At 44.9% G+C, this 22794-nt stretch carries 19 protein-coding genes; 11 read left to right on the top strand and 8 right to left on the bottom strand.

All coding sequences use genetic code 11. The annotated features are described in order from the left end of the window. Nucleotides 1–51: 51 nt before the first annotated feature. On the bottom strand, nucleotides 52–924 hold the full coding sequence (locus DXN04_RS12105) for a LysR family transcriptional regulator (protein ID WP_116853628.1): 873 nt from the start codon (nucleotides 922–924) through the stop codon (nucleotides 52–54). A 133-nt stretch (nucleotides 925–1057) separates the two neighbouring features. Here DXN04_RS12105 and DXN04_RS12100 point away from each other — a divergent pair, with 133 nt between their 5' ends. The 3 genes from DXN04_RS12100 (at nucleotide 1058) to DXN04_RS12090 (ending at nucleotide 3191) form a co-directional block, all read left to right on the top strand. After that, nucleotides 1058–1636, top strand: coding sequence for a TetR/AcrR family transcriptional regulator (locus DXN04_RS12100; RefSeq protein WP_116853627.1), 579 nt, complete (start codon nucleotides 1058–1060; stop codon nucleotides 1634–1636). Nucleotides 1637–1730: 94 nt separating this feature from the next. Next, on the top strand, nucleotides 1731–2477 hold the full coding sequence (locus DXN04_RS12095) for an SDR family oxidoreductase (RefSeq protein ID WP_116853626.1): 747 nt from the start codon (nucleotides 1731–1733) through the stop codon (nucleotides 2475–2477). Between the two features lie 120 nt (nucleotides 2478–2597). Then, nucleotides 2598–3191: a pentapeptide repeat-containing protein gene (locus DXN04_RS12090; protein ID WP_116853625.1), complete on the top strand. Its 594-nt coding sequence runs from the start codon at nucleotides 2598–2600 to the stop codon at nucleotides 3189–3191. Here the strand turns inward: DXN04_RS12090 and DXN04_RS12085 are convergent. Further along, nucleotides 3188–4150 (bottom strand): helix-turn-helix domain-containing protein, encoded by a 963-nt coding sequence (locus DXN04_RS12085; RefSeq protein WP_233525574.1) that lies wholly within the window; start codon nucleotides 4148–4150, stop codon nucleotides 3188–3190. The genes DXN04_RS12090 and DXN04_RS12085 overlap by 4 nt on opposite strands. After that, nucleotides 4104–4961 (bottom strand): oxidoreductase, encoded by an 858-nt coding sequence (locus DXN04_RS12080; RefSeq protein WP_116853624.1) that lies wholly within the window; start codon nucleotides 4959–4961, stop codon nucleotides 4104–4106. Before DXN04_RS12080 ends, DXN04_RS12085 begins: the two co-directional genes overlap by 47 nt. A gap of 159 nt (nucleotides 4962–5120) precedes the next feature. Here DXN04_RS12080 and DXN04_RS12075 point away from each other — a divergent pair, with 159 nt between their 5' ends. Continuing rightward, nucleotides 5121–6386 (top strand): tetratricopeptide repeat protein, encoded by a 1266-nt coding sequence (locus DXN04_RS12075; protein WP_116853623.1) that lies wholly within the window; start codon nucleotides 5121–5123, stop codon nucleotides 6384–6386. Nucleotides 6387–6445: 59 nt separating this feature from the next. On the opposite strand, the gene DXN04_RS12070 is transcribed toward DXN04_RS12075, so the two are convergent. After that, nucleotides 6446–8290, bottom strand: coding sequence for a M1 family metallopeptidase (locus DXN04_RS12070; RefSeq protein WP_116853622.1), 1845 nt, complete (start codon nucleotides 8288–8290; stop codon nucleotides 6446–6448). A gap of 86 nt (nucleotides 8291–8376) precedes the next feature. Beyond that, on the bottom strand, nucleotides 8377–8748 hold the full coding sequence (locus DXN04_RS12065) for a winged helix-turn-helix transcriptional regulator (protein ID WP_116853621.1): 372 nt from the start codon (nucleotides 8746–8748) through the stop codon (nucleotides 8377–8379). 108 nt (nucleotides 8749–8856) lie between these two features. Here DXN04_RS12065 and DXN04_RS12060 point away from each other — a divergent pair, with 108 nt between their 5' ends. Further along, nucleotides 8857–9192 (top strand): EthD domain-containing protein, encoded by a 336-nt coding sequence (locus DXN04_RS12060; RefSeq protein WP_116853620.1) that lies wholly within the window; start codon nucleotides 8857–8859, stop codon nucleotides 9190–9192. 10 nt (nucleotides 9193–9202) lie between these two features. Here DXN04_RS12060 and DXN04_RS12055 read toward each other — a convergent pair whose 3' ends face one another. Continuing rightward, complete coding sequence (locus DXN04_RS12055; RefSeq protein WP_116853619.1) at nucleotides 9203–9733, bottom strand: glycosyl-4,4'-diaponeurosporenoate acyltransferase CrtO family protein; 531 nt, start codon at nucleotides 9731–9733, stop codon at nucleotides 9203–9205. A 186-nt stretch (nucleotides 9734–9919) separates the two neighbouring features. Between DXN04_RS12055 and DXN04_RS12050 the strand changes: the two genes are divergently transcribed. The 4 genes from DXN04_RS12050 to DXN04_RS12035 all read left to right on the top strand — a co-directional run bounded on the left by DXN04_RS12050 (nucleotide 9920) and on the right by DXN04_RS12035 (nucleotide 13209). After that, a complete protein-coding gene (locus DXN04_RS12050) occupies nucleotides 9920–10927 on the top strand; it encodes a hypothetical protein (protein ID WP_116853618.1) in 1008 nt (335 codons plus the stop codon). A gap of 18 nt (nucleotides 10928–10945) precedes the next feature. Beyond that, entirely contained in the window at nucleotides 10946–12016 is a 1071-nt protein-coding gene (locus DXN04_RS12045; RefSeq protein WP_116853617.1) for a hypothetical protein, read from the top strand. Further along, on the top strand, nucleotides 12013–12417 hold the full coding sequence (locus tag DXN04_RS12040) for a hypothetical protein (protein ID WP_147319908.1): 405 nt from the start codon (nucleotides 12013–12015) through the stop codon (nucleotides 12415–12417). Before DXN04_RS12045 ends, DXN04_RS12040 begins: the two co-directional genes overlap by 4 nt. A 252-nt stretch (nucleotides 12418–12669) precedes the next feature. After that, a complete protein-coding gene (locus DXN04_RS12035) occupies nucleotides 12670–13209 on the top strand; it encodes a hypothetical protein (protein ID WP_116853615.1) in 540 nt (179 codons plus the stop codon). Here DXN04_RS12035 and DXN04_RS12030 read toward each other — a convergent pair. Together DXN04_RS12030 and DXN04_RS12025 are read right to left on the bottom strand one after the other, a co-directional pair. Further along, entirely contained in the window at nucleotides 13198–14121 is a 924-nt protein-coding gene (locus tag DXN04_RS12030) for a helix-turn-helix domain-containing protein (RefSeq protein ID WP_116853614.1), read from the bottom strand. The two genes, DXN04_RS12035 and DXN04_RS12030, sit on opposite strands and share 12 nt — an antisense overlap. Beyond that, on the bottom strand, nucleotides 14121–15092 hold the full coding sequence (locus tag DXN04_RS12025; protein ID WP_116853613.1) for an NADP-dependent oxidoreductase: 972 nt from the start codon (nucleotides 15090–15092) through the stop codon (nucleotides 14121–14123). The genes DXN04_RS12030 and DXN04_RS12025 overlap by 1 nt, the downstream gene beginning before the upstream one ends. A gap of 146 nt (nucleotides 15093–15238) precedes the next feature. Here DXN04_RS12025 and DXN04_RS12020 point away from each other — a divergent pair, with 146 nt between their 5' ends. Together DXN04_RS12020 and DXN04_RS12015 are read left to right on the top strand one after the other, a co-directional pair. After that, nucleotides 15239–16174 (top strand): hypothetical protein, encoded by a 936-nt coding sequence (locus DXN04_RS12020; protein WP_147319907.1) that lies wholly within the window; start codon nucleotides 15239–15241, stop codon nucleotides 16172–16174. Nucleotides 16175–16437: 263 nt separating this feature from the next. After that, nucleotides 16438–22794 (top strand): hypothetical protein (locus DXN04_RS12015; RefSeq protein ID WP_147319906.1); only part of this gene is annotated, 6357 nt, incomplete at its 3' end.

Below are 22794 nucleotides of genomic sequence, written 5' to 3'. Positions count from 1 at the left end.
CTACTATCCATACTATCCCGCAATTAAACCAAGGAGAAAGCAATAACCTTTTTATATCCCAACAAACTGTTTCATCAAAGCCACCAGATCCGTCGTCACCCTTGTCTTATCATAAGCCAAATACAGCGTATTCTCCGCCGCTACATGCCCATTCCAGATAACCTTCACCTCATCATCCACCAGGTAATCCGCCGCTATTGTCAATGCATGCCCATACCTCAGCGACTTCAAAATAATATTCATATCCGGTATCACACAATAAGGCTTTATCGCCGGTCGCTTCGCAAAATTCTTCTGCCAAAACCGCCTGATGATCGCCAGGTCCGCACTGTAAGCAAACCATTGCTGCGACAACAACCACGCCTCCGCACGACCCCAATCCTCATCACGCACATACTGGTCAAACTCAGTCGTATCAATCCCCTCACTCCCCGCAATCACAAACCGCTCCTGTCGTATCGGTTCAAAAACAATATTCTTATAATCCGTCAGCTTCGTCGCCACCACAAAATCCAAAGTGCCTTTATGCAACCTGCCCAACAAATCATGTGTACGCCCAAAAGCAATAACCAGGTTCGCCTCAAGATCCGAAATATGCGCCGCTAACACCGCCTGGAAATATTCCTGCACAGCTCCCAACCTGATAAGCGGCCATTGCGTCTTCAGACAAGCCGCATTAAAACTCGCCTCCACCTTTTCCAGCTTTTCCAACGGCTCCACTATCTGCGTATAAAATAACTTCCCATACTCCGTTGGTACAATCCTCGGCTTCCGCTCAAACAACGTCTTCCCCACATGCGCCTCCAATGATGACAAATGCTGACTCACATTCGGCTGCGATATGAACAACGCCTTCGCCGCCGCGGTTAGAGACCCCGTTTGATAAACAGCTTTAAAAGTCCTGTACCATTCCAGATTTACCATAAATTAAAGGTATAAATATTTTTATGATAGCTACGAGCCCCATTCTTTTATTTATAGGATCAGGAAAAATTTCAATTCTGAAATGATTGTTTCAGAAAAAGCATTACATTTGCCTCATAATTGGTAATCACTCATGGCAAGAAGCGTAGAGTTTAACGAAGAAGAGGCAATCGAAAAAGCAATGGAAGTCTTTTGGGAAAAAGGCTACAGCGCCGCCTCTATGCGTGATCTCACCAATGCCATGAAGATAAATAGCAGCAGCCTCTATAACACCATCGGCGATAAACACGCCCTCTTTGTAAAGTGTATCACACACTACACCCACTCCCACATGGAACTGGCAAAGAAAAATGCACAGGCTGCCCGCTCCCCCCTCAATGCCGTCGTCAATCTGATCAACAACTCCGTCAATGATATCATCAACAAGGCGAATAGTTGTATGATCATCAAAACCACTTTTGAAATAGCCAACGATGACGAAGAAATCCTGGCTATCCTTAAGTACAACGGCGATGCCACCCATCAATTAATCGGATCTCTGCTCCAAAAAGCCAAAGAACAGGGCGAACTCGCAGCAGATGCCGACCCGGTCCTCCTCACTGATTATTTACTCAGTCTGATCACCGGCTGGCACGAATCCTACATCCTTCACCAGGATCCACATAGGCTCAAACAGATGGCCCAGTTCGCCATCAAACAACTTGCGCGCTAGCGCATTTTTTTTCTCCAATTCTGAAACGATCAATTCAGAATTAGAAGGCTTGTATTTTATTTTGAAACAATCATTTCACAATAAATAATAAACAATGAAAGTACTCGTCACAGGCGGAACAAAAGGAATCGGGAAAGCAATTGCCGATAAACTATCACAGGAAGGCGCTGAAGTAATCGTAACAGCCAGGAACCCATCCCCGGACATGAATCCAAAACACCAATTCATTGCCGCTGATCTTTCTAAACCTGAAGAGATTGACCGGCTTGCCAATATAGTGAAGGACGTAGACGTCCTTGTTAATAACATCGGTGGTAATAATGCCCCAGGCGGCGGTTTTAGTGCCCTCACAAATGAGCACTGGCTGAATTCATTACAACTGAATTTACTCACCTCCATTCACCTCGACAGGGCCTTACTACCCGCTATGATCGAACGAAAAAGTGGAGTGATCATTCACATCTCCTCCGTCAGCGCATTGCAACCTTTCTGGGATGCGAATATGGCCTACGGTATCTCCAAAGCAGCCCTGAATGCTTACAGCAAAACCCTGGCAACGGAAGTCGCCACCAAAGGTATCAGGGTAGTCACCGTTTCTCCGGGTTTGACCAAAACAGAACCTATGAAAGCATTTATAGAAGACATCGCCGCTGCTTCCAACATTAGCTTCGACCAGGCCTTCGCTGCCATCAGTGCCAGGATAGGCGGCGTGCCCCTGGGCAGAATGGCGGAACCAGCTGAAGTAGCAGAACTGGTCAGCTTCCTGGTATCACCCAAAGCCTCATACATCACAGGTGCTAACTACGTTGTAGACGGGGGCACTACACCCGTCGTACGATAAGACAGGAAGAGGTTGTATCAAAACTAAGAGCATGTAAAAAAGCATTCTTCCCCCACAGGTATCCGATTTAATTACCGGAAATTTAATTTTGATACAACCTCTTTTTGTTACCTTAATACCATGAAAACTACATGGGACGATAAAGAAGAAAAGTTTTACGAAAGAGAGGTATTCTCGTCAATTGATTTCACTGAAACGCCACTGAAAAATTGGGAATTCTATAAATGTAAATTCGAGAAATGCATTTTTAGTAATTGTGATCTTTCTAATATCACTTTCGAGGACTGCACCTTCGATGGCTGCGATTTTTCAATGGCCTCCGTAAAGAACAGCGGCTTCAGAAATGCAGTCTTCACTGAATGCAAACTCCTCGGTGTCAACTTCTCGCCCTGTAGTAAACTCATGTTCTCTTTTCAGTTCGAAAAGTGTAACCTGAACTACGCCGTCTTCTTAGGCAGGAACCTGAAAAACACACCTTTTATTGATTGCTCTTTGAAAGAAGCTGACTTCTCAGATGCCGACCTCACAGCATGTAAATTCACACAATCCGATTTAACACTCACCCGTTTCTCTAATACAAACCTGGAAAAAGCAGACTTCAGAGGAGCACTCAACTTCTCTATCGAACCAGAATATAATAAAATGAAAAAGGCAAAATTCAACGTATTTCAGTTGGAAGCACTGCTCTATAAATACCAGCTGGATGTAGACTAAGTCTTTTTCCTGAATTCAGCCGGCGTAAACCCTGTATTCTTCTTGAAAAATAGGTTGAACCCCGGCTGGTCGGCAAACCCTATACTATAACTGATGTCCTGCAGACTCCAGTCAGTTTGTAATAACAATGTTTTCGCTTCGTCTAAGATCCGGTTACGGATATGCGTACTCGCATTTTCACCCGTATGTTTTTTCAGCAAGGCATTCAGGTAATTGGGGTGCATATCCATGCTTCTTGCAAACTCCTTCGCTGTTCTGATCCGGATAGGCGTAGCGTAGTTAATCACTGCTGTCTCCTTTTCCAGCAGGTCAAAAAACTGGTGAATCTGCCTGTAATCGCCTGTTACCTCATCGGGTTTCGGATGCCTGGATATCTTCATACTCTCCACCATCAGCAGTTGCAACAACGCCTGGATCGCATCTTCTTTGTAGACAGTTTCCGCCAGTTCCTCTTCCTTCATCTTCTCATAATACTCACTCACACGGGATACTTCATCCTCATTCAGGCGGATCACACTTTTCATCTTCTGAGAGAAAAGCCCAAACTTATCAATCACCGTTTTCAACTGCACATGCTGATTAATGAAATCCTTCTTAAAGAGTACATAATAACCGGCTGCTTCTGTAGAAAGATTGCGCCATGAAATAATATCATTGGGATGAATAAACAGCAGGGTGGGCTCATCAATATAATACGTATGCAAGCCCATCGTAAATACCCCCGCACCCCTGGAGATCAGCAATGCCTTGTAAAAATCCCGCCGGTTAGGCGACAGGTAATTACTGCAATCCTGCTCCTCCCGGTTAAATACCCGGATGTTCCAGTCCGGATATGACTCCCGCAACATCGGGATCATATCCGGCAGGTGACGAAGTGTATCTATAATTTTGCTGTCCACAATCATAAATCTATTACTTTTTTGCCACATCATCATGATCGGTGCCGGTAGTCGTTTCATACCAGTTCTCAATATCGTTTTCCAGGGCCTTTGTCTTTTCACGGTACATTGCCAGTGTATCATTCCCCAGTAAAAGATGTACCGGCGGGTTAGCTGAGCTGGCCAGCTGAACGAATGCCAGTGCCAGCTTCTGCGGATCACCGGGTTGCTTGTAATTGATCTGTGCAGCGAAATCACGGACTGCACCAACAGTCTTTTTGTAATCCCCAATCTGTTGGGCACTGCTGATCAATGAACTCTGATCCAGGAAATTGGTCCGGAAAAATCCCGGTGATACCACCGTCGCTTTTATGCCCAGCGGTGCTACTTCCAGTGCCAGTGCTTCCGTAATTCCTTCTATTGCAAATTTGGTGGAACAATACAATCCCCATCCCGGGAAAGCACCGCTAAGCCCACCTACAGATGAGATATTGATAATATGCCCTGCACCTGCTTTACGCATGAATGGCAATACCGCCCTGATCACATTCAAGGTACCAAATACATTGACTTCATAATTGGCTTTTACTTCTGCATCCGTTGCCTCTTCCACACCGGAAAGCAAACCATATCCCGCATTATTCACCAATACATCGATTTTCCCAAACTTGTCAATCCCGGTTTGAATACCCGCCTGCACCTGTGCTTCATTCGTCACATCCAGGGTAACCACGAGCAATCCCGGGTGCTTGTCAAACTGCCGGGCCAGTTCTTCCCCTTTACTGCGAACAGTGGCGATGACCTGGTCGCCCGTAGCCAGTACAGCCTTTGTAATGTCTAAACCGAAACCTCTTGAAGCCCCGGTGATGAACCATGTTTTTTTGTGTGCCATGTTGTAAATCGTTTTTGTTTGATACCTCAAAATTGACAAATTGCAACAGGGCAAACTATACTAATACCACCTCTTTAATTACTAAAATCAAAGATGCCGCTCATGGGCTATTTTCATTAGATTTGCTGATATCTTTTTTTGGAAATCAATAGATTAATAATGTATAGAGATTCAGTTTATGATGAAATCCTCCAAAAAGTCAACGAAGAGGTAACCCACTACGAAAGGAAATTAGAAAAAGACCCTACTGATGCAGCAACAGCATATAGATTGTCATTAATTTACAAAGATGGTCTGGGTGTGACTAAAGATTATGAAAAGGCCTACCAACTGGTACTGCAATCATACGATACTGATCAGAATCCACTGGCGGCAAATGTGCTGGGTACCATGTACTACAATGGTATGCATGTAGAGAAGAATAAGGAGCAGGGCCTGCAGCTCATGCAATATGCTCACCAGATGGGAAATATCGCTGCCACATTCAATATCGGTTTACATATACTGGTCAATTCAGATGGTGATACGGAGGAGGAAGAGCAGGGCCTGGAAATGGTCAGAACTGCGGCCGAAAAAGGCAATCACTTTGCCCAGTTCTCCTATGCAGGCTTCTTTGATGATGGCCGCCTGGGACAGGATTATGCCACTGCTTTTGAATGGTACCTCAGGGCTGCCAACAACGGTTCTTCCGGTGCTGCGGTCAACCTGGGCTTTATGTACAGGAATGGCATCGTGAATGCAGAACATCCGGATGACAAGGCTTTTGAGTATTTCAGGCAATCAGCCTACATGCATAATCCCCATGGCATGTACAACCTGGGTTCTATGTACGACAATGGCATCGGTGTGGAAGAAAACCAGCATGCTGCCTTTTACTGGTTTACAAAAGCGGCCTCCAAAGGATCTGCGAATGCAATGTATGCCCTGCACAGGTACTATAACGAGGGTGTATATACGGACTATGATCCGGAACTGGCAATGGAACTGCTGGAACAGGCAGCGGTGAATGGCGTAGTAGCAGCACAGCGGGACCTGGGCAATATCTTGTCCGATGAAGAGAGTGAATACCTGGATTATGAAAAGGCCATTTACTGGTTTGAACAGGCAGCTGAAGAAGATGATGTGATCGCTATCAATAACCTGGGCTGGATCTATGAAAACGGTTTTGGTGTGGAACAGGATTATGCAACAGCACTCAATTATTTCTACAGGGCAGCAGAAGCCGGGTATGCAGTCGCACAGTGTAATGTAGGCAGGTATTATATAGAACAACGTGGCGGTATGCCAAATGATATAGACCATGCAAAGCACTGGTTGCAGTTGTCTGCTGATCAGGGCTATGAGCGGGCCGTACAATTGCTGGAAGAGCTGCGCGATAAGCCGGCATCCGGCGATGGCGGATTCTGGAAGAAGTTATTCTCCTAAAATAATAAGCGCCGCCGGCTACCGGTGGCGCTTATTATTACAAAACAAAGGGTGTATAATTATTGCAAACAGCGTGTATTGTTAGCCCGGTCTACATCCGCATCATAATCATCGCCAAGCTGTATACAGGCTACTTTTTTCTTAGCTGTAAAAGGTAACGTAAGCTTACGCTTCCCGTCTTTCCAGCAATCAACAGGTCTGCTGATCCGTTCTTTACTACCATCAGTATAAGTGACTTCCACATGCACAGGCACCATACCGGCACCCACTCTTGCAATGACTACACTATTCCCGGTCACCTGGTCTATTCCCAGGTCAGGTACATTCTTTTCAAAATACCAGTTCTGCCAGAACCAATCCAGGTTTATACCTGCTCCCTTATTCATACACGCAAAGAAATCATATGGGGTTGGATGCTTTCCATTCCATTGACTGACATAATACCTGAGTGCTTTGTTCAACAGGGCATCACCCAGCAATTCATGCAGGTACCTGAAGCCCAGGGCCGGTTTCAGATCCTTGTTTGAAAACCGCGCAGCCCCGTACAACTGTGCAGTCGGTGTCATAATGGGCATATCAATATCTGTACCCGCACTTTCGTTGATTGAACGCAGGTCATACTCATCCCTGAAATCAGTACCCATCTCTTTCAATAACATAAACTCTGAATAAGTAGCCCAGCCTTCATCCATAAATGAATACTTGGTTTCGTTTGAGCCTACATAAAATGGAAACAGGGTGTGATATACTTCGTGAATCGTAAACTGCACCGCTTCTAAACCTTCAAATGGAAGGTTATTTACCATCATAGGGTATTCCATGGCATCCAGGCCTTCGAAGACCGTTTCGTGCGGATAGGGGAAAGGAACCCCCGGCGTGTGATGACTAATCACATCAATTGTCTTCCTGATATAATTGACTACCGGCTCAAAACTGTGATGTAAAGGATTGTATACGGCATTTGCCTGTACGCGTCTGTTTTCCTCTACCTGCACGCCTGCAGCTTTCCATATATAATGTCTGCTTAATGCAAATGCAAAATCAGTCACGTTCTTTGCCTCAAACAGCCAGTGATGTGAAGCGCCGGGTACTAATACCTCATCATTGTCCCAGTTTGCAGAGCTGATAATATCAATCACGCTGTCAGCTGCAAGCGCCTGCTGTATTCTTTGTATAATGCCAGGTTGATATACCTTTGTGGCATTTTGCAGTTCACCTGTAGCCCACACCACATAATTGCCGGGCACAGTAAGGTCCACTGAAAAATCACAATAGTCATTGTAGAACTCTTCTTTCCCCATATAAGGGTATTCATTCCATCCATCTATATCATCATACACGGCAATACGGGGAAAGAAATAGGCGATCATAAAAGCCCCGGTATCCACCTGCCCGGTGCGTATAAAAGAAGTCTTATTAAGGGTATAATTGAAGTCCACATCAAAATGTACATGCTGACCGGGTAAAATGCGCAGCCCTGTTACATACATATTCGTACCCCTGATCACCCGTTTCTTTTCGGCAATGCTTACACTATCCAGCTGCATGTTTTGTATACTTACCCCCTTTGTCAGATCATCAGCCGCTATTGGCACATTCCGCATGGCCTGGGCCTGGTACAAATTAGGATAGAGCTTGAAAACGACTTTCTTTAAGGTATCCGGGCTATTATTATAATAGTCGATGCCTTCAGAACCAGCCAGTGCCCTGGTATCCGGGTTGAAGTTCACGCGGATGGCGTACTTCGCCCCGTTCTGCCAGTAGTTCTTACCAGGACTACCATCAATACTCCTTGATTGTTGCTGATATGATTTTTGAAAATTGACAGCGACGGGTAAGTGCTGTCCGCGTACCCTTCCATAAAGGAAGCTAATGATCACTAAAGCCAGGCTGAATTTTGACATGGAGGCAATGTACATTGTTTTCCCCTGTTGATAAAATCGGATCCCGGATTTGGGTACAAGTACACAGGATTTGGTTACACGTTCTTTTATAGCACGTCCATAAACTTCGGATCCGTCTTCAATACCTTTTCCAGATCCTGTCTATGTGCTTCTCCCCATTGCTCTATCGTGATAATAAGCGGCAATAAGTCCCTGCCTAAATCAGTCAGTTCATATTCTACCTTAGGTACCTTGGTATTAAACACTTTCTTATTCAGGAAGCCATGGTTCACAAGTTCCCCCAGTTGCTTATCCAATACCCTGCGGTCGCCGTTCGGTATTTTCTCCTGCAGCTGACCGGGTCTCCGGAATCCCTGTGAAATATAATAAACCAACATCAGCTTCCATTTACCATTCAATAATTCCTTGAAAAAATGTAAACCGCAATTAATCTGAACAGGTACCTTTTTCTTATACATAAACAATAAAATAAGGTGAAAACAATTGTACTGCAAATATCCGCATAAAATTGTGCGGGTATTGCCATCCGCTTTCCCAAAAAATAGCTTTGCAGGCAAAATAAAGATATGCTGAAATTTACATTTTTAATTCACCGGCTGGAAGGCATGAGCAGGGAAGACTTTGTTCAATATCACAGGAACATTCATGCGCCTTTGTTTATGTCTATTCCTGAAACAGAAAAGTACGTGAGGAAATATGTGGTGTCTCATCCTGTTGATGTAGCCGGTTTTCCTCCTGCCACTTACGATGCAATTACTGATATCTATTTCTCTTCTATGGATGATTATAATTCCTTTTTCGCCAGTGAAAATTATCAATTAAAAGTACATCCGGATGAGAAGAATTTTTTTAAACTGGATGAAGTAATTAGCCAGGTAAGTGATGAAAAGATAGTGAAATAACCGAAAGCCTTCAGATTTTATGTCTGGAGGCTTTTAACCTTAATCTTACATACTGCTGCATGAAAACAGGATATACATTATACCCAATATTGCAGACCAATATTACAAGTATCCAATACCAATTCCGGGCATGAAAGGTAAGAATCAGCAACGCAAGGAAAAGCCCATAATGGAACCGCTCAAACATATAGGTCTCTTCCACCTTTCTATGAATGGTCTCACTGTTATAGATGATCCTGTACCCAGGGTAGCGTTTCCTGATCATCCCATTTACCAGCTTCCCATGCTGCACAAATTTCAGTAGTCCCCGCACACCTATCCGTTCATAAAACCCTGTTGAAGCATAATGGTTCAGCCAACTCTTCGGTACAAAATAAGGCAGCAGTGAAGCAGCACCTGGCACCCAGAGCCAGCCAGGCGGCACATACAAATAACAATACCAGGCGGCCGGCCCCAGGCACAGCACTGTCCAGAACAAACTGACAAATAGATTGAACCGGGCAGCCATTTGCCGGGCCTTAATGAATGGAGCTGTCGCCATACAATGAATATAATGATTAAAAACTGTATGCTGGTGCTAATGCTTTGATATAGAATTGACTGTACTGGATATCATTCAGCACTTATTACATTCTTCTTTAAGGTATTGAAAATATTTATTATTTTTCGCCCATTATTCTTAACTGTACATTGCAAGAAGCGCGAACCCTGGCATAATGCCATACCTATGAAAAAGACCCGGACAATAATCATCTTCCTGTTCATCCTGGCCCATGCTGCTATCGGACAAACCAGCAACCCGGAATCCTATAAAAACGCATTCGCTGAACAAGTACAAATGCTCAAAGGAGAAAAGCCAATCAATTTTAAACGGGCAGTCTTCCTCACTGAAAACGTTTTTTACAATGGAGGACTGAGTTACCAGGAATTCTGCGATTCCATCGCCAGCACTGGCCGAAAGCTAAAGGACCTGATTAAACAGCGGGGGCTTGAAAAATACAAAACCGCGCCTAACTGGGCAGTGTACACCTACATGATGGACAGCACAGCCCTGAACAATTACAAGCCTTTTACCTACGACTTCACCGATTTTATGGGTGACGAAGACTGGAGCAAGATGTTCGTAACCAAATTGATGAAAACCAGGAGCGGGAATTGTAATTCTCTCCCCACTTACTATAAGATCCTCTGCGAGGAAATAGGTGCCAGTGCCAGCCTGGCATTAGCACCCAATCATCTTTATATAAAGCATATTGATGAAAAGGGTCAATGGACAAATGTCGAACTGACAAATGCGGGGTTCCCGAGAGATCAATGGATTATCAAGGAACTGGGCATTTCAGTAGAAGCGATCAGACAGGGCACTTACATGAGTCCTTTAAGTCCAAAGGAATCCATTGCCTTAACGATGCTCAACCTGGCCAGTGCCTATCAGTTTCAGCATGGCTATGATGCCTTTGTATTAAAAGTAGTCAATACTGCACTCAGCTATTATCCCAGGTGTATCCCATTGTTGATGACCCGGGCAAATTATTATAAGTCTATCTGTCTTGCAGAGGCCAAAAAGCCAAAGCCGGACCAGGCTGTCATAGACAAAAACTATGGCCATTACCAGGAGAACATGAAGAAAATAGATCAGCTGGGCTATAAGGAATTGCCTGCCGAACTATATGAAGAATGGGTGCAATCCGTAGAAAAGGAAAAGAAGAAAAGAGCTGTCGTGGCTACTAAATAAACATTGAAATAATCCAACATGAAGAAGCATATATTGCTGTATGGCTTACTAATATTTTCTGTAAGCACGTATTGCCAGGATACAGGTAAAGACCCCTACGCCGTCTTTGGCCATCAATCAGATACAAGGTATGAAACGGGGATAAAAGAACTGCTGTATGTGAGCAACTGGGATACTACATCACCTGTCAAAGCCATGGCATTCGATGCAGAAAAGAACATCGTACTGATGCTGGGTGCACATGACAGCATACTGGCTACCAAGGACCTGAAACCGGAGCAATTACTCAAATTTATGTCCAGTGACCCGCTGTCGGGCAAGCATCCCGGTTCATCGCCCTATAACTTCACCGATAACAATCCTATATCAAGGGTTGACCCGGATGGCAGAGACTGGGTGGTGTCATCATTTACGGACCATGATAACATACAACACTTTGAATTGAAATTTAAAGGAGCGATCCTGAGTTCAGGTAAAACAAAGGCGGAGGATGTGGAGAAATTTAAGAAAGCTGCAATCGCCCAGATTCAAACAGCGTATTCCCGTCATATCAAGGAAACAGAGAACATCAGTAAGATCCCCGGTGTTCCCCTGAACGTCACCTATGCTGATGCCCCCGAGGCTTATGTGACTATAGACATCGATATCAGGGTGATAAACAGTAAAAAGGAACTGGCCAAAGACGATCACCTGATCGAAATCGTACCCGCATCCGCATTGCCCAGCGATGAGGACAAAGGTATTACGCTGGGAAGAGCGCCTATAGGAGGGAAACATGTCATGATCAATGAACTGGCCGTGAAAAATATCATTAATGGGAAAAATCAAAAAACAGTGCCGCACGAATTAGGACATACATTAGGACTCCGGCACCCTAACGAAAAAAGTGCTCCTTCCGGTCTGCAGCTGAAAGACGATACACATAATGATAACCTGATGTATCAGACAGGCTACCAGTTTAGCACTTTGAAGTACTTCTCACCGGGCAATAATTTGCTGGTAAATCAACTTAAATTTGCGGAGAACCAGTATAAGGGGGGCAGCCTGAACCGGAATAATATACCTACTGCTAATACTCCCAAAAAATGAGCATAAATTTTTCAGTGATTATACTGTTATCAGCCATGTTGTGCGCCTGCCATACGCAGCATGATCACATCGTGTCTGTAAAGTATGCGGTGGACTCGCTGCCGGAAGTCTATGGAAACTATATCATATTAGAGCAGTTTCCTCAAAAAGATTCCAGTCGTAATGATTTGCTCGTTCCCTCTTCTGCATATGTATGCATTGAAAACGATACGGGAGATACGGTATGGATCCTCTCTCCTAAAACCAGCTTTACTTACGATAAGAATAGTGGTGCGGGCTTGTATAATGAGGAAGGCGTGAATATAGGAGATACCCTGTTGTTAAGGATCAACAGCGCATATTATACCGCTTTCCTTCGGCAAAAAAAACTAGTCGGTACGCTTTTAATTGGGGATGACTGACATAAAAGTTTAAAAAAGATAAAAACTTAAAAGGTGTCTCGTAAGGGACACCTTTTTTGATATACCTTTATATCCATACCTACATCATACCTACATCATAAGTATATCATAAGTCCACCATAAGTCCACGTTTATATCGATTCGATATCGAAGTGAACATATGATGGTGTATTAGTACTCATTTACTGATCTTATAGCACTAAAGCCGGGCTATTAATTGTAACTTAATATCAACACCACAAATTGTTTGTTATGGCACTGATAAAAGACAATATTTTATTACAGATGGTCACAGGTACAATCGGCGACCAGATTACGATTTACAGGAGGAACGGTCAGATGATTATGGCCAAAAAACGTGGCCCCTCGAAGAAGAAACCCACACAGAAGCAGCTGGAAGCACGGTATAGACTACAGGAAGCGGCCGCTTACGCCAAAACGATCCTGAAGGATCCCGAATTAAAGGCTTATTATCAATCAAAAGCAGGTCCGGGGCAGAATGCCTACAACATGGCGATAAAAGATGCTTTTAAGGCCCCTGAGGTGCAAAATATCCGTTTTGAAGACACGACAGTAGTCGTGACGGCAAAAGACGAATTTAGGGTAGCAGCAGTCGAAATACGGGTGTCTGATTCGGCAGGCAGGATCCTGGAAAAGGGGAAAGCTGTATTGGGGCGCAATGGTGTGGATTGGTTTTATAAAGCAGCCGTTTTGCCGCCCGGGACCACGGTGGCTATTATTGCCGTTGACCTGCCGGGCAATGAAACGCTGAAAACCCGGTTAATTGAATGATGCCCTGAATTCCAAAGGCGACAGGTTCGTCTTCGTTTTAAACAATTTACTGAAGGATTGCAGGTGTTCAAACCCCAGTTCGTAAGCGATTTCGCTGACGGACAGGTTCGTCGTGGACAATTTTTCCTTCGCCTTTTCAATCAGCTTCTCATGTATGTGCTGCTGGGTATTTTGACCCGTCAGCACCTTGAGCAGACTGCTTAAATATTTAGGCGATAGGTTTAAAGACTGGGCTACCTGTGCTACAGTGGGGAGGCCTTTTGATAGTAAATCATCACTGTTGAAATAGGCATTCAGTATTTGTTCCAGGCGCTCCAGTACCTGGTGATTTTGTTTTTCTCTGGTGATAAACTGACGGTGATAAAATCGGTCAGAATAGCTCAGGAATGTTTCAAGATGGGCAACGATGATGCTTTTGCTAAACTGGTCAATATTGGATGTGCATTCCTGCCGGATATGCTTCATGATGCCAATGAGGAGCTCTTCTTCTTTTTCTGAAAGGAAGAGGGCTTCGCGCACGGAGTAATCCCAGAAATCGTATTGTTTAATTGTTTTGGCCAGCGTGGTATTCCACAGGAAATCGGGATGGACCATTAAGAGCCATCCCGATTGTTGAATGCTTTGATCATCTTCTTCAAAAGATAAACTTAATACCTGGTTAGGTGCTACGAAAGACATGATGCCTTCATTGAAGTCATATGCCTGTTGCCCGTATTTTAATTTTACCTTTTGGGAATTCACCACTTTTTTCAGCCCAATACAATAGAAGTCATACAGCCAGCTCATTTCTTCCTGAAGACCTTCCCGGGTGGCAGATGCTACTTCGAATACGCTGATCAAAGGATGATCCGGTTTAGGCAGATGCCTGAACTGCTGAAATTCACTGATTGTTCTGAAACGCTTTACCTCCATTAGTTTTCTTTTCTGATTTCAATCACTAATTTGCCACGTACATGTTTTGTCTCACTTTCCCTGTGCGCATCGGCTACATTTGCCAGTGGATAAACCTTGCTTACCACTGATCTTACCTTACCAGCTTCGATCAGTTGGGTAGTACCAGCCAGGGAAGAGGTGTAACTGATACTGCCTCCGCCTACCATGGAGCAGGTAGCGCCTTTTGCCTGGTACGCTGCTTTCGTCTCCTCGTTAAAAGGACTATCCAGCTGGGAGCAAACAAAGGTACCACCTTCTTTGATGATTGCGGCCGACTTCAGTCTTATACTTTGATCGCGTACCGGGGAGGCATTAAAGATCAGATCGATGTCCTGCAGCAGCTGTGCAAAATCCTGTGTATTGTAGTCAATCACCTCATCGGCACCCAGTGCTTTCAGAAAGTCGAAATTATGCGGAGAGGCGGTGCCGCTTACATAAGCACCCCTGGCTTTGGCAAACTGTACAGCCAGGTTGCCAACACCACCGGCAGCACCGTGGATGAGAACTTTTTGCCCTGCCTTCACCCTGCCCAGGTCCACGATCGCATTCCAGGCAATGAGGGCACAGGAGGGAAGGGCACCCGCTTCATTAAAACTGATGTTGGCAGGCATGGGGGCAAACTGGATAGCCTTTGCCGCCAGGTATTCAGCATAGCTGCCATCGCCCGGGAAGTTCGGCACGCCGTATACCTTGTCGCCAACTTTGAAATCCTTCACATCAGCACCTACGGAAGCTACCACCCCAGCGGCATCCAATCCCAGGCCTAAAGGTAATTTTAAGAGTGGTCTCAGCAGCTCGTTTCCCCCCTGACGAATAATGTAGTCTGCAGGGTTTACGCTGGAGGCGTAGACTTTTACCAGGATCTCATCGGCAGCGGGAACAGGAACCGGTAATTCATCCAGTTGCATGACTTCCGGGCCGCCAAAGGCGTGAACTCTGATTGCTTTCATTGTTTTTTTTTACAAAAGTCAGGGAATCCGGGAAGGAAGATTTAGCTGAATTACGCTTTGGCTTAGTCAAAATTCAGGTGTTTCTGATCAAAGTCCTGGTTTTCTATAAAAAGTTGGCGTATCATAGCAGAAATATCCCTGTCTCAATGAAGAAAGTATGCTTCCTGCTCCTGGTATTGGGCTTAAGTGCCTGTAAACATGGCATTCAATCCGTTATCAATAATAAGAAGACCAGTCAACATGTGAATATACCCGGTACAAGATTGTATGTCGTACTGCCGCCGGATGCTAAAATAGGAGAAGGCTTTGTAGGTCTTGAGATTAGTGATAGTGCAGCGATGGTGGTACATGATCTGCCGGGTAAGAGTTTTGCGACCGATAGTGAGATCTTTACAAAGGAAGGATTTGAGCAGAAAGGTTTGAAAGTACTTGAATACAAAGAAATCAAAGTGAATGGCTATAATGCAAAATATGTAGCAGTTCAGCAGGGTGAGGAGCTGAAGGGGTATGCCGTATTGTTTGGCGATACGACATTTTCCACGATGGTACTGACCACATATCCGAAGAATAATGAGCAGAGAGGGAAGGAAATTTTAGCAGCGCTGAATAGTATGTATTATGAAAGGGATAAGAAAATGGATCCTTTTGAAACGGCTCTTTTTTCAATAGATGAGAAGGATTCAAAATTTCGGTTTTATAATTACGAAGGCGGACTGTATACCTATACACCGGATGGTAAAGCAATTCCTAAAGAAGAGGAGAACCCTTATATATTGATGGCACAAATGCCGATAAATGATTCCATGTCGCTTGACAAATTTGCTGAAATTTTAATAGGCGGGGCACAGGAATATGGATTTACCGGAACGGAAGTAAAAAACAATCATTGGGAAAATATAAATGGACACAATGCCTATGAAACAGAAGTGTATGATGAAAAAAGTGAGCAGCGAAGCCTGTTATATATATGCATTTTGGAGCGAAATGGCAGCTCAGTGTTTATAGAGTGTTTTGCAAAAAAAGACCTGGCGGCCAACCTGGAAGAGTTTAAAGAATTTGCACGTGCACTTCACCTGAAATAGCGATTATACTCAGTAATATACCCCTTTTACTCAATAAACGGTACTCATCCTTTCAGGGGAATGATACTCTTATACTTATACCCTGCTTACTCATTTTAATCCACGCCATTGTCCTGCTTTTTAAGGTCCAGCGCTACTTTTATTAGTAATCCTTGTTAAGATATTCTATAATATTACATATTGTCATTATAGAATACTGTGGCCATCGAAGTGAATTCCTATATCCCTTAAAATCGACACCCTTGAAATTCCAACACATCCAAATGCAAAAGCATTGCATGCTTTTCATTGCAGTTATTTTTTTATTTGTACGAACATCTGTATTTGCAAGTCCTGCATGCCCGATTATCTCCGGTACATTTTCGGGGGCAAATGGCACTACTGTAGACAATTCATCTACCGGCTGGTACCTGGATGCGTCGAAAGTATTGAGCACAGGTTATTTTGCTGTGAAATCAAATCGTCTGACTGCGCAGGAGTTGGGTGGAGAAGGTGTGTGGTATTCGCAAGTCTTTTCTACTGCCGGGTATACAGACTGGCAGGCAGCGGTCAAGATCACGGCGGAGGGTGATATGAATAGCTCCGAATATGTGAAGATCTACTACAAAATCAATGGCGGGGCGGAGACATTGTTAGATTCCAGGACGGGGAATTTTGGTACACTGGATTTTACTTCTGGTTTACTGAATGGTAGTAGTGTGCAATTGGTAGTGAGAATCTACAATTATAATAATGGAGGTACCCAGACTTCAAAGTATTACATAGAACAATACCGGGTTTTCAAAGAAAAAGGTCCCTGTGCCGGCACGGGTATTACAGTGACGGCTACAGCTGCCAACAGCGGTGTGCTGACCTGTTCTTCTCCTTCACTAACACTTTCTGCAAGCTCCTCAGCAAGTAGTACTACCTATAGTTGGACTGGCCCCAATGGGTTTACATCTACATCACAAAATCCTACTGTCAGCACGGCGGGTACTTATACTGTCACAGGGACTAGCAGTGCAGGTACAGGTACTGCTTCCGTAACCGTGACGGAGAATAAGACACCCCCAGATCTGACGGCAACGGGTGGTTCATTGGCTTGTGCTTCCAGTGTAGTATTATCAGCTTCATCCTCTTTGGCGAATGCAACGTATAGCTGGACTGGACCTTCCGGGTTTACCTCAACTTTGCAGCAACCTACGGTGAGTACAGCGGGAGATTATACAGTGACGGTGACCAATCCTGCGAATGGATGTAAAACATCACAGACAGTGTCAGTAACGGCGGGCAATGCCGTGGCGACCACCTGGGAGGAGAACTTTACTTTATCAGGTGGAACAACGGTAGATAATGGAACTACTGCGTGGAGTGTGACATCTCCTTCAGGGAGCCTTTTTTCTGTGCTGAATAATGAATTCAGGGTAAGTGGGATTGGTACAACAGGAGAAGGTGTCTGGACATCCGGAAGTATGACGATGACAGGGAAGACGGGAGTGACCATATCAGGCGCGGTAAGAAGTTCAGTTACAGGTGGAGCGGTAATGAATGATACGGGGGAATATGCGGATTACCTGCGGTTCTATTATAAATTGAATGGCGGGGCAGAGGTCTTGTTTTATGAAAAGAAATCTGCGATCAATAATCATAGTACCACGAATACTACCTTCTCAGTATCCATCCCTACGGGCAATACCTTGCAGATAGTAGTAAGGGCAAGGGCGACAGGTACGGATGAGTTTTATTATTTCGACAATGTAAAGGTAAGTGCAATAAATCCGGCAGTCACCCTGGCCACAGCGGTGAGTGGACCGGTGACTTGTGTGAGCAATGCAACGATAACGGTTACACCCAGTGGAACGGTTTCATCTTATGCATGGACAGGACCTAATGGATTTACGTCAACAACGCAGAATCCTACTGTGTCCGCGGCGGGTGTCTATACGGTAATAGCAACATTGCCTACGGGGTGTACGGTTTCCGCCACGGCAACAGTGACAGAGAATAAGGTGATTCCGGATCTGGATGCAAGTGGAGCTGTATTGGGATGTTTGACAAGTGTGACGTTGAGCGCAGGTTCAACGGTGGCGAATGCAACGTACAGCTGGACAGGACCTTCGGGGTATACCTCTACCTTACAAAAGCCATCAGTAAATGTGGCAGGCACGTATACGGTGACGGTGAAGAATCCGGTGAATGGATGCACCGCTTCGAAGTCAGTAGTGGTGGAGTCAGTATCAACAACACCGGCAGTGTTTTGGCTGGAGGATTTCACATTTGCGAATGGGGTCATAGCTGATACTGGTAGTACGCCATGGACGATTGTAAGCAATGGTACGGGAACGGCATCGGTACAAAATAATGAGTTTAAGGTAGCTTATACGGGCGCTGGGGAAACGACCTGGTCTTCTGGTGTGGTGGATATTTCGGGGAAGACGAATGTGGTGATAGCGGCGGATCTGAGGAGTGAGACGGCGAGTACGAATGATGCGTTTGAGAGTGACGATTACATGAGGGTGTATTATAAATTGAATGGTGGGGCAGAGGTATTGGTGTATGAGGATTATGCGGGGATAGGAAATACGACTACGGGGACAGCGCAGGTGACAATTAGTTCAGCGGCATTGAATGGAAGTAGTTTACAGGTGATCATCAGGGCTAGAAATTCTGATCCTACGGAGCGGTATTTCTTTGATAATGTAAGTTTGACAGGAGCAAATGTGATGAGCTATCCAACGGCACTGGCATCGGTGAAAGATTCGCTGACTTGTAGTGTGACATCCGTGACATTGTCAGGTAGTTCAGCTACGGCGGGTGTGACGTATAGTTGGAGTGGGCCTGCAGGGTTTACGTCTACATTACAGAATCCTTCTGTGAGTGTGGCGGGGGATTATATTCTGACGGTGACGAATCCATCAACAGGATGTAAGGGCAAGGATACGGTGACAGTGAAACAGTCTGTAACAGTGCCAGTTGTGACGGCTGGCGTGAGTGGGCCATTGTCCTGCGGATCGGCTACAGTGATATTGACTGCGAGTTCAGCTACAGCAGGAGTGACTTATAAGTGGGTGGGGCCTGCAGGGTATACTTCTACCTTACAAAATCCATCTGTGAGTGTGGCGGGGGATTATACGGTGACGGTGACGAATCCTGTGAATGGGTGTACTGCTAGTCAGACGGTGACGGTGGTGAATAATGTATCTACAACGGCAACGATCTGGAATGAGGACTTTACTTTGACGAGTGGGACTACGAGTGATAATGGGCCCACATCCTGGAGTGTGACCTATCCGTCTGGTAGTTTATTTTCAGTGTTGAATAACGAGTTTAGGATAAGTGGTATTGGAACCTCCGGAGAGGGGGTGTGGACATCAGGGGTGATAGATATTTCGGGGAAGACGAATGTAAGTATAGGTGCGAATGTGAGGAGTGGTGTGACGGGAGGAGCGGTGATGAATGATGCGGGAGTGTATGCGGATTACCTGCGGTTTTATTATAAATTGAATGGTGGGGCAGAGGTGCTTTTTGCGGAGAAGAAGTCGGATATTAATGGGCATAGCACGACGTATTCTTATGTGTCTACATCTACTTTGCTGAGTGGGAGTACTTTGCAGTTGGTGGTTCGTGCCAGGGCAACGGGAACGGATGAATTTTATTATGTGGACAATGTGAAGGTGAATGCGGCGGCTGCAGGGACATTAACGGCGATAGCAACGGTGAAGGATTCATTGACTTGTGCAGTGACGGCGGTTACCTTGTCAGGTAGTTCAACAACGGCGGGAGTGGCATTTAGTTGGACTGGGCCTGCAGGATATACGTCTACATTACAGAATCCATCTGTGAGTGTGGCGGGTGATTATATCCTGACGGTGACGAATCCGGCTACGGGGTGTACGGGGATGGATACTTTGACGGTGAGGCAGTCATTGGTGGCACCGGTTGCGACAGCAGTGGTGAGTGGAGGGCTTTCATGTAGTGTGACATCGGTTACTTTGTCAGGTAGTTCAACAATGGCGGGAGTGGGGTATAGTTGGACGGGGCCTGCAGGATTTACATCTACATTGCAGAATCCTTCCGTGAGTGTGGCGGGTGCGTATATACTGACGGTGACGAATCCGGTTACGGGGTGTAAGGGGAGTAGTCAGGTGGTGGTGATGCAGGATGTTACTAAACCTGCTTTGTCCGTAACTGCACCATCTGTTTTAAGTTGTAATACTACTTCCGTAGCGCTTACGGCTAGCTCAAATGGTACAATAACATGGTCTGGTTATAATGCAGGTGTGAATCCGATTACAGTAACAGCTCCTGGCAAATATTACGTAACTGCGCGCGGCGCGAATGGTTGTACTATTTCAGATAGTGTAACGGTGACACAGGATATTGCTAGACCAACTATGACAATAACTACACCTGCTGTGTTAAATTGTACAACTACTTCCGTAGCGCTTACTGCTAGCTCAAATGGTACAATAACATGGTCTGGATATAATGCGGGTGTGAATCCAATTACAGTAACAACTCCTGGCAAGTATTACGTAACTGCGCGCGGCACAAATGGTTGTACTATTTCAGATAGTGTAACAGTAGCACAGGATATTACTAAACCTACCTTGTCAGTAACGACACCTGCTGTTTTAAATTGTACTACTACTTCAGTAGCGCTTACTGCCAGCTCAAATGGTACAATAATCTGGTCCGGTTATAATGCAGGCTTGAATCCGATCACAGTAACAGCACCTGGCAAGTATTACGTAACTGCGCGCGGCGCGAATGGTTGTACTATTTCAGATAGTGTAACGGTGACACAGGATATTGCTAGACCAACTATGACAATAACTACACCTGCTGTGTTAAATTGTACTACCACTTCCGTTGCGCTTACTGCCAGCTCCAATGGTACAATAACATGGTCTGGATATAATGCGGGTGTGAATCCAATTACAGTAACAGCTCCTGGCAAGTATTACGTAACTGCGCGCGGCGCGAATGGTTGTACTATTTCAGATAGCGTAACGGTGACACAGGATATTACTAGACCAACTATGACAATAACTACACCTGCTGTGTTAAATTGTACTACCACTTCTGTTGCGCTTACTGCCAGCTCAAATGGTACAATAACATGGTCCGGTTATAATGCAGGTGTGAATCCGATCACAGTAACAGCACCAGGCAAGTATTACGTAACTGCGCGCGGCGCGAATGGTTGTACTATTTCAGATAGTGTAACGGTGACACAGGATATTGCTAGACCTACCTTGTCAGTAACTACACCTGCTGTCTTAAATTGTACCACTATGTCAGTTGCGCTTACTGCCAGCTCAAATGGTACAATAACCTGGTCTGGTTTTAATGCAGGTGTGAATCCGATTACAGTAACAGCTCCTGGCAAATATTACGTAACTGCGCGCGGCACAAATGGTTGTACTATTTCAGATAGTGTAACGGTGACACAGAATATTGCTAGACCAACTTTGACAGTAACTACACCTGCTGTCTTAAATTGTACCACTACGTCAGTTGCGCTTACTGCCAGCTCAAATGGTACAATAACATGGTCCGGTTATAATGCAGGTGTGAATCCGATCACAGTAACAGCACCAGGCAAGTATTACGTAACTGCGCGCGGCGCGAATGGTTGTACTATTTCAGATAGTGTAACGGTGACACAGGATATTGCTAGACCTACCTTGTCAGTAACTACACCTGCTGTCTTAAATTGTACCACTACTTCCGTTGCGCTTACTGCCAGCTCAAATGGTACTATAACATGGTCTGGTTTTAATGCAGGTGTGAATCCAATTACAGTAACAGCTGCAGGCAAGTATTACGTAACTGCAAAAGGAGCCAATGGTTGTACTATTTCAGATAGTGTAACTGTGGCACAGGATATTGCTAGACCTACCTTGTCAGTAACTACACCTGCTGTTTTAAGTTGTACCACTACTTCCGTTGCGCTTACTGCCAGCTCAAATGGTACAATAACATGGTCTGGGTTTAATGTGGGGGTAAATCCGATCACAGTAACAGCTCCAGGCAAGTATTATGTAACTGCAAAAGGAGCCAATGGTTGTACAAGCACAGATAGCATAACTGTAAATCAAGATATTTCTACACCGACATTATCTGTAACCGTTCTGGGAACATTGACCTGCACTACTACCTCTATTAACCTTGTCGCTTCTTCCAACGGTACAATTACATGGACAGGTTACAATGAAGGATTAAATCAAATCTCAGTTTCAACCGCAGGTAAATATTATGTTACCGGCCGCGGTACGAATGGTTGTACTAAAACAGATAGTGTATCAGTTACTCAGGATATCACCAAGCCAACATTGTTAATAGCTACACCAGCTGTTCTAACCTGTTCTAATACCTCCGTCAACCTTAGCGCCACATCAAACGGTACGATTACATGGTCAGGTTATAATGCAGGAGTGAACCCAATCACAGTATCTGCCGCTGGCAAATATTACGTAACCACGAAAGGCACGAATGGTTGTACTACAACGGATAGTGTAACAGTCACTCAGGACGGTACTAAACCGACATTGTCAATATCAACACCAGCTGTTCTGACTTGTGCTACTACCTCCATCAACCTTAGCGCCTCATCAAACGGTACTATTACATGGTCA

Origin of the sequence: Chitinophaga silvisoli, from assembly GCF_003412465.1 — a bacterium.
Taxonomy (GTDB): Bacteria; Bacteroidota; Bacteroidia; order Chitinophagales; family Chitinophagaceae; genus Chitinophaga; species Chitinophaga silvisoli.
Note: the sequence above shows the minus strand (reverse complement) of the source record. Positions and strands in the feature narration are given on the sequence as shown.

Bases quoted from the DNA above. Each gene is read 5' to 3' on its own strand.
- DXN04_RS12085 (WP_233525574.1), bottom strand. From the start codon at position 4,150: ATGAAACGACTACCGGCACCGATCATGATGATGTGGCAAAAAAGTAAT.
- DXN04_RS12090 (WP_116853625.1), top strand. From the start codon at position 2,598: ATGAAAACTACATGGGACGATAAAGAAGAAAAGTTTTACGAAAGAGAG.
- DXN04_RS12080 (WP_116853624.1), bottom strand. From the start codon at position 4,961: ATGGCACACAAAAAAACATGGTTCATCACCGGGGCTTCAAGAGGTTTC.
- DXN04_RS12055 (WP_116853619.1), bottom strand. From the start codon at position 9,733: ATGGCGACAGCTCCATTCATTAAGGCCCGGCAAATGGCTGCCCGGTTC.
- DXN04_RS12035 (WP_116853615.1), top strand. From the start codon at position 12,670: ATGGCACTGATAAAAGACAATATTTTATTACAGATGGTCACAGGTACA.
- DXN04_RS12105 (WP_116853628.1), bottom strand. From the start codon at position 924: ATGGTAAATCTGGAATGGTACAGGACTTTTAAAGCTGTTTATCAAACG.
- DXN04_RS12025 (WP_116853613.1), bottom strand. From the start codon at position 15,092: ATGAAAGCAATCAGAGTTCACGCCTTTGGCGGCCCGGAAGTCATGCAA.
- DXN04_RS12020 (WP_147319907.1), top strand. From the start codon at position 15,239: ATGAAGAAAGTATGCTTCCTGCTCCTGGTATTGGGCTTAAGTGCCTGT.
- DXN04_RS12030 (WP_116853614.1), bottom strand. From the start codon at position 14,121: ATGGAGGTAAAGCGTTTCAGAACAATCAGTGAATTTCAGCAGTTCAGG.
- DXN04_RS12065 (WP_116853621.1), bottom strand. From the start codon at position 8,748: ATGTATAAGAAAAAGGTACCTGTTCAGATTAATTGCGGTTTACATTTT.
- DXN04_RS12075 (WP_116853623.1), top strand. From the start codon at position 5,121: ATGTATAGAGATTCAGTTTATGATGAAATCCTCCAAAAAGTCAACGAA.
- DXN04_RS12040 (WP_147319908.1), top strand. From the start codon at position 12,013: ATGAGCATAAATTTTTCAGTGATTATACTGTTATCAGCCATGTTGTGC.
- DXN04_RS12050 (WP_116853618.1), top strand. From the start codon at position 9,920: ATGAAAAAGACCCGGACAATAATCATCTTCCTGTTCATCCTGGCCCAT.
- DXN04_RS12060 (WP_116853620.1), top strand. From the start codon at position 8,857: ATGCTGAAATTTACATTTTTAATTCACCGGCTGGAAGGCATGAGCAGG.
- DXN04_RS12070 (WP_116853622.1), bottom strand. From the start codon at position 8,290: ATGTCAAAATTCAGCCTGGCTTTAGTGATCATTAGCTTCCTTTATGGA.
- DXN04_RS12045 (WP_116853617.1), top strand. From the start codon at position 10,946: ATGAAGAAGCATATATTGCTGTATGGCTTACTAATATTTTCTGTAAGC.
- DXN04_RS12100 (WP_116853627.1), top strand. From the start codon at position 1,058: ATGGCAAGAAGCGTAGAGTTTAACGAAGAAGAGGCAATCGAAAAAGCA.
- DXN04_RS12095 (WP_116853626.1), top strand. From the start codon at position 1,731: ATGAAAGTACTCGTCACAGGCGGAACAAAAGGAATCGGGAAAGCAATT.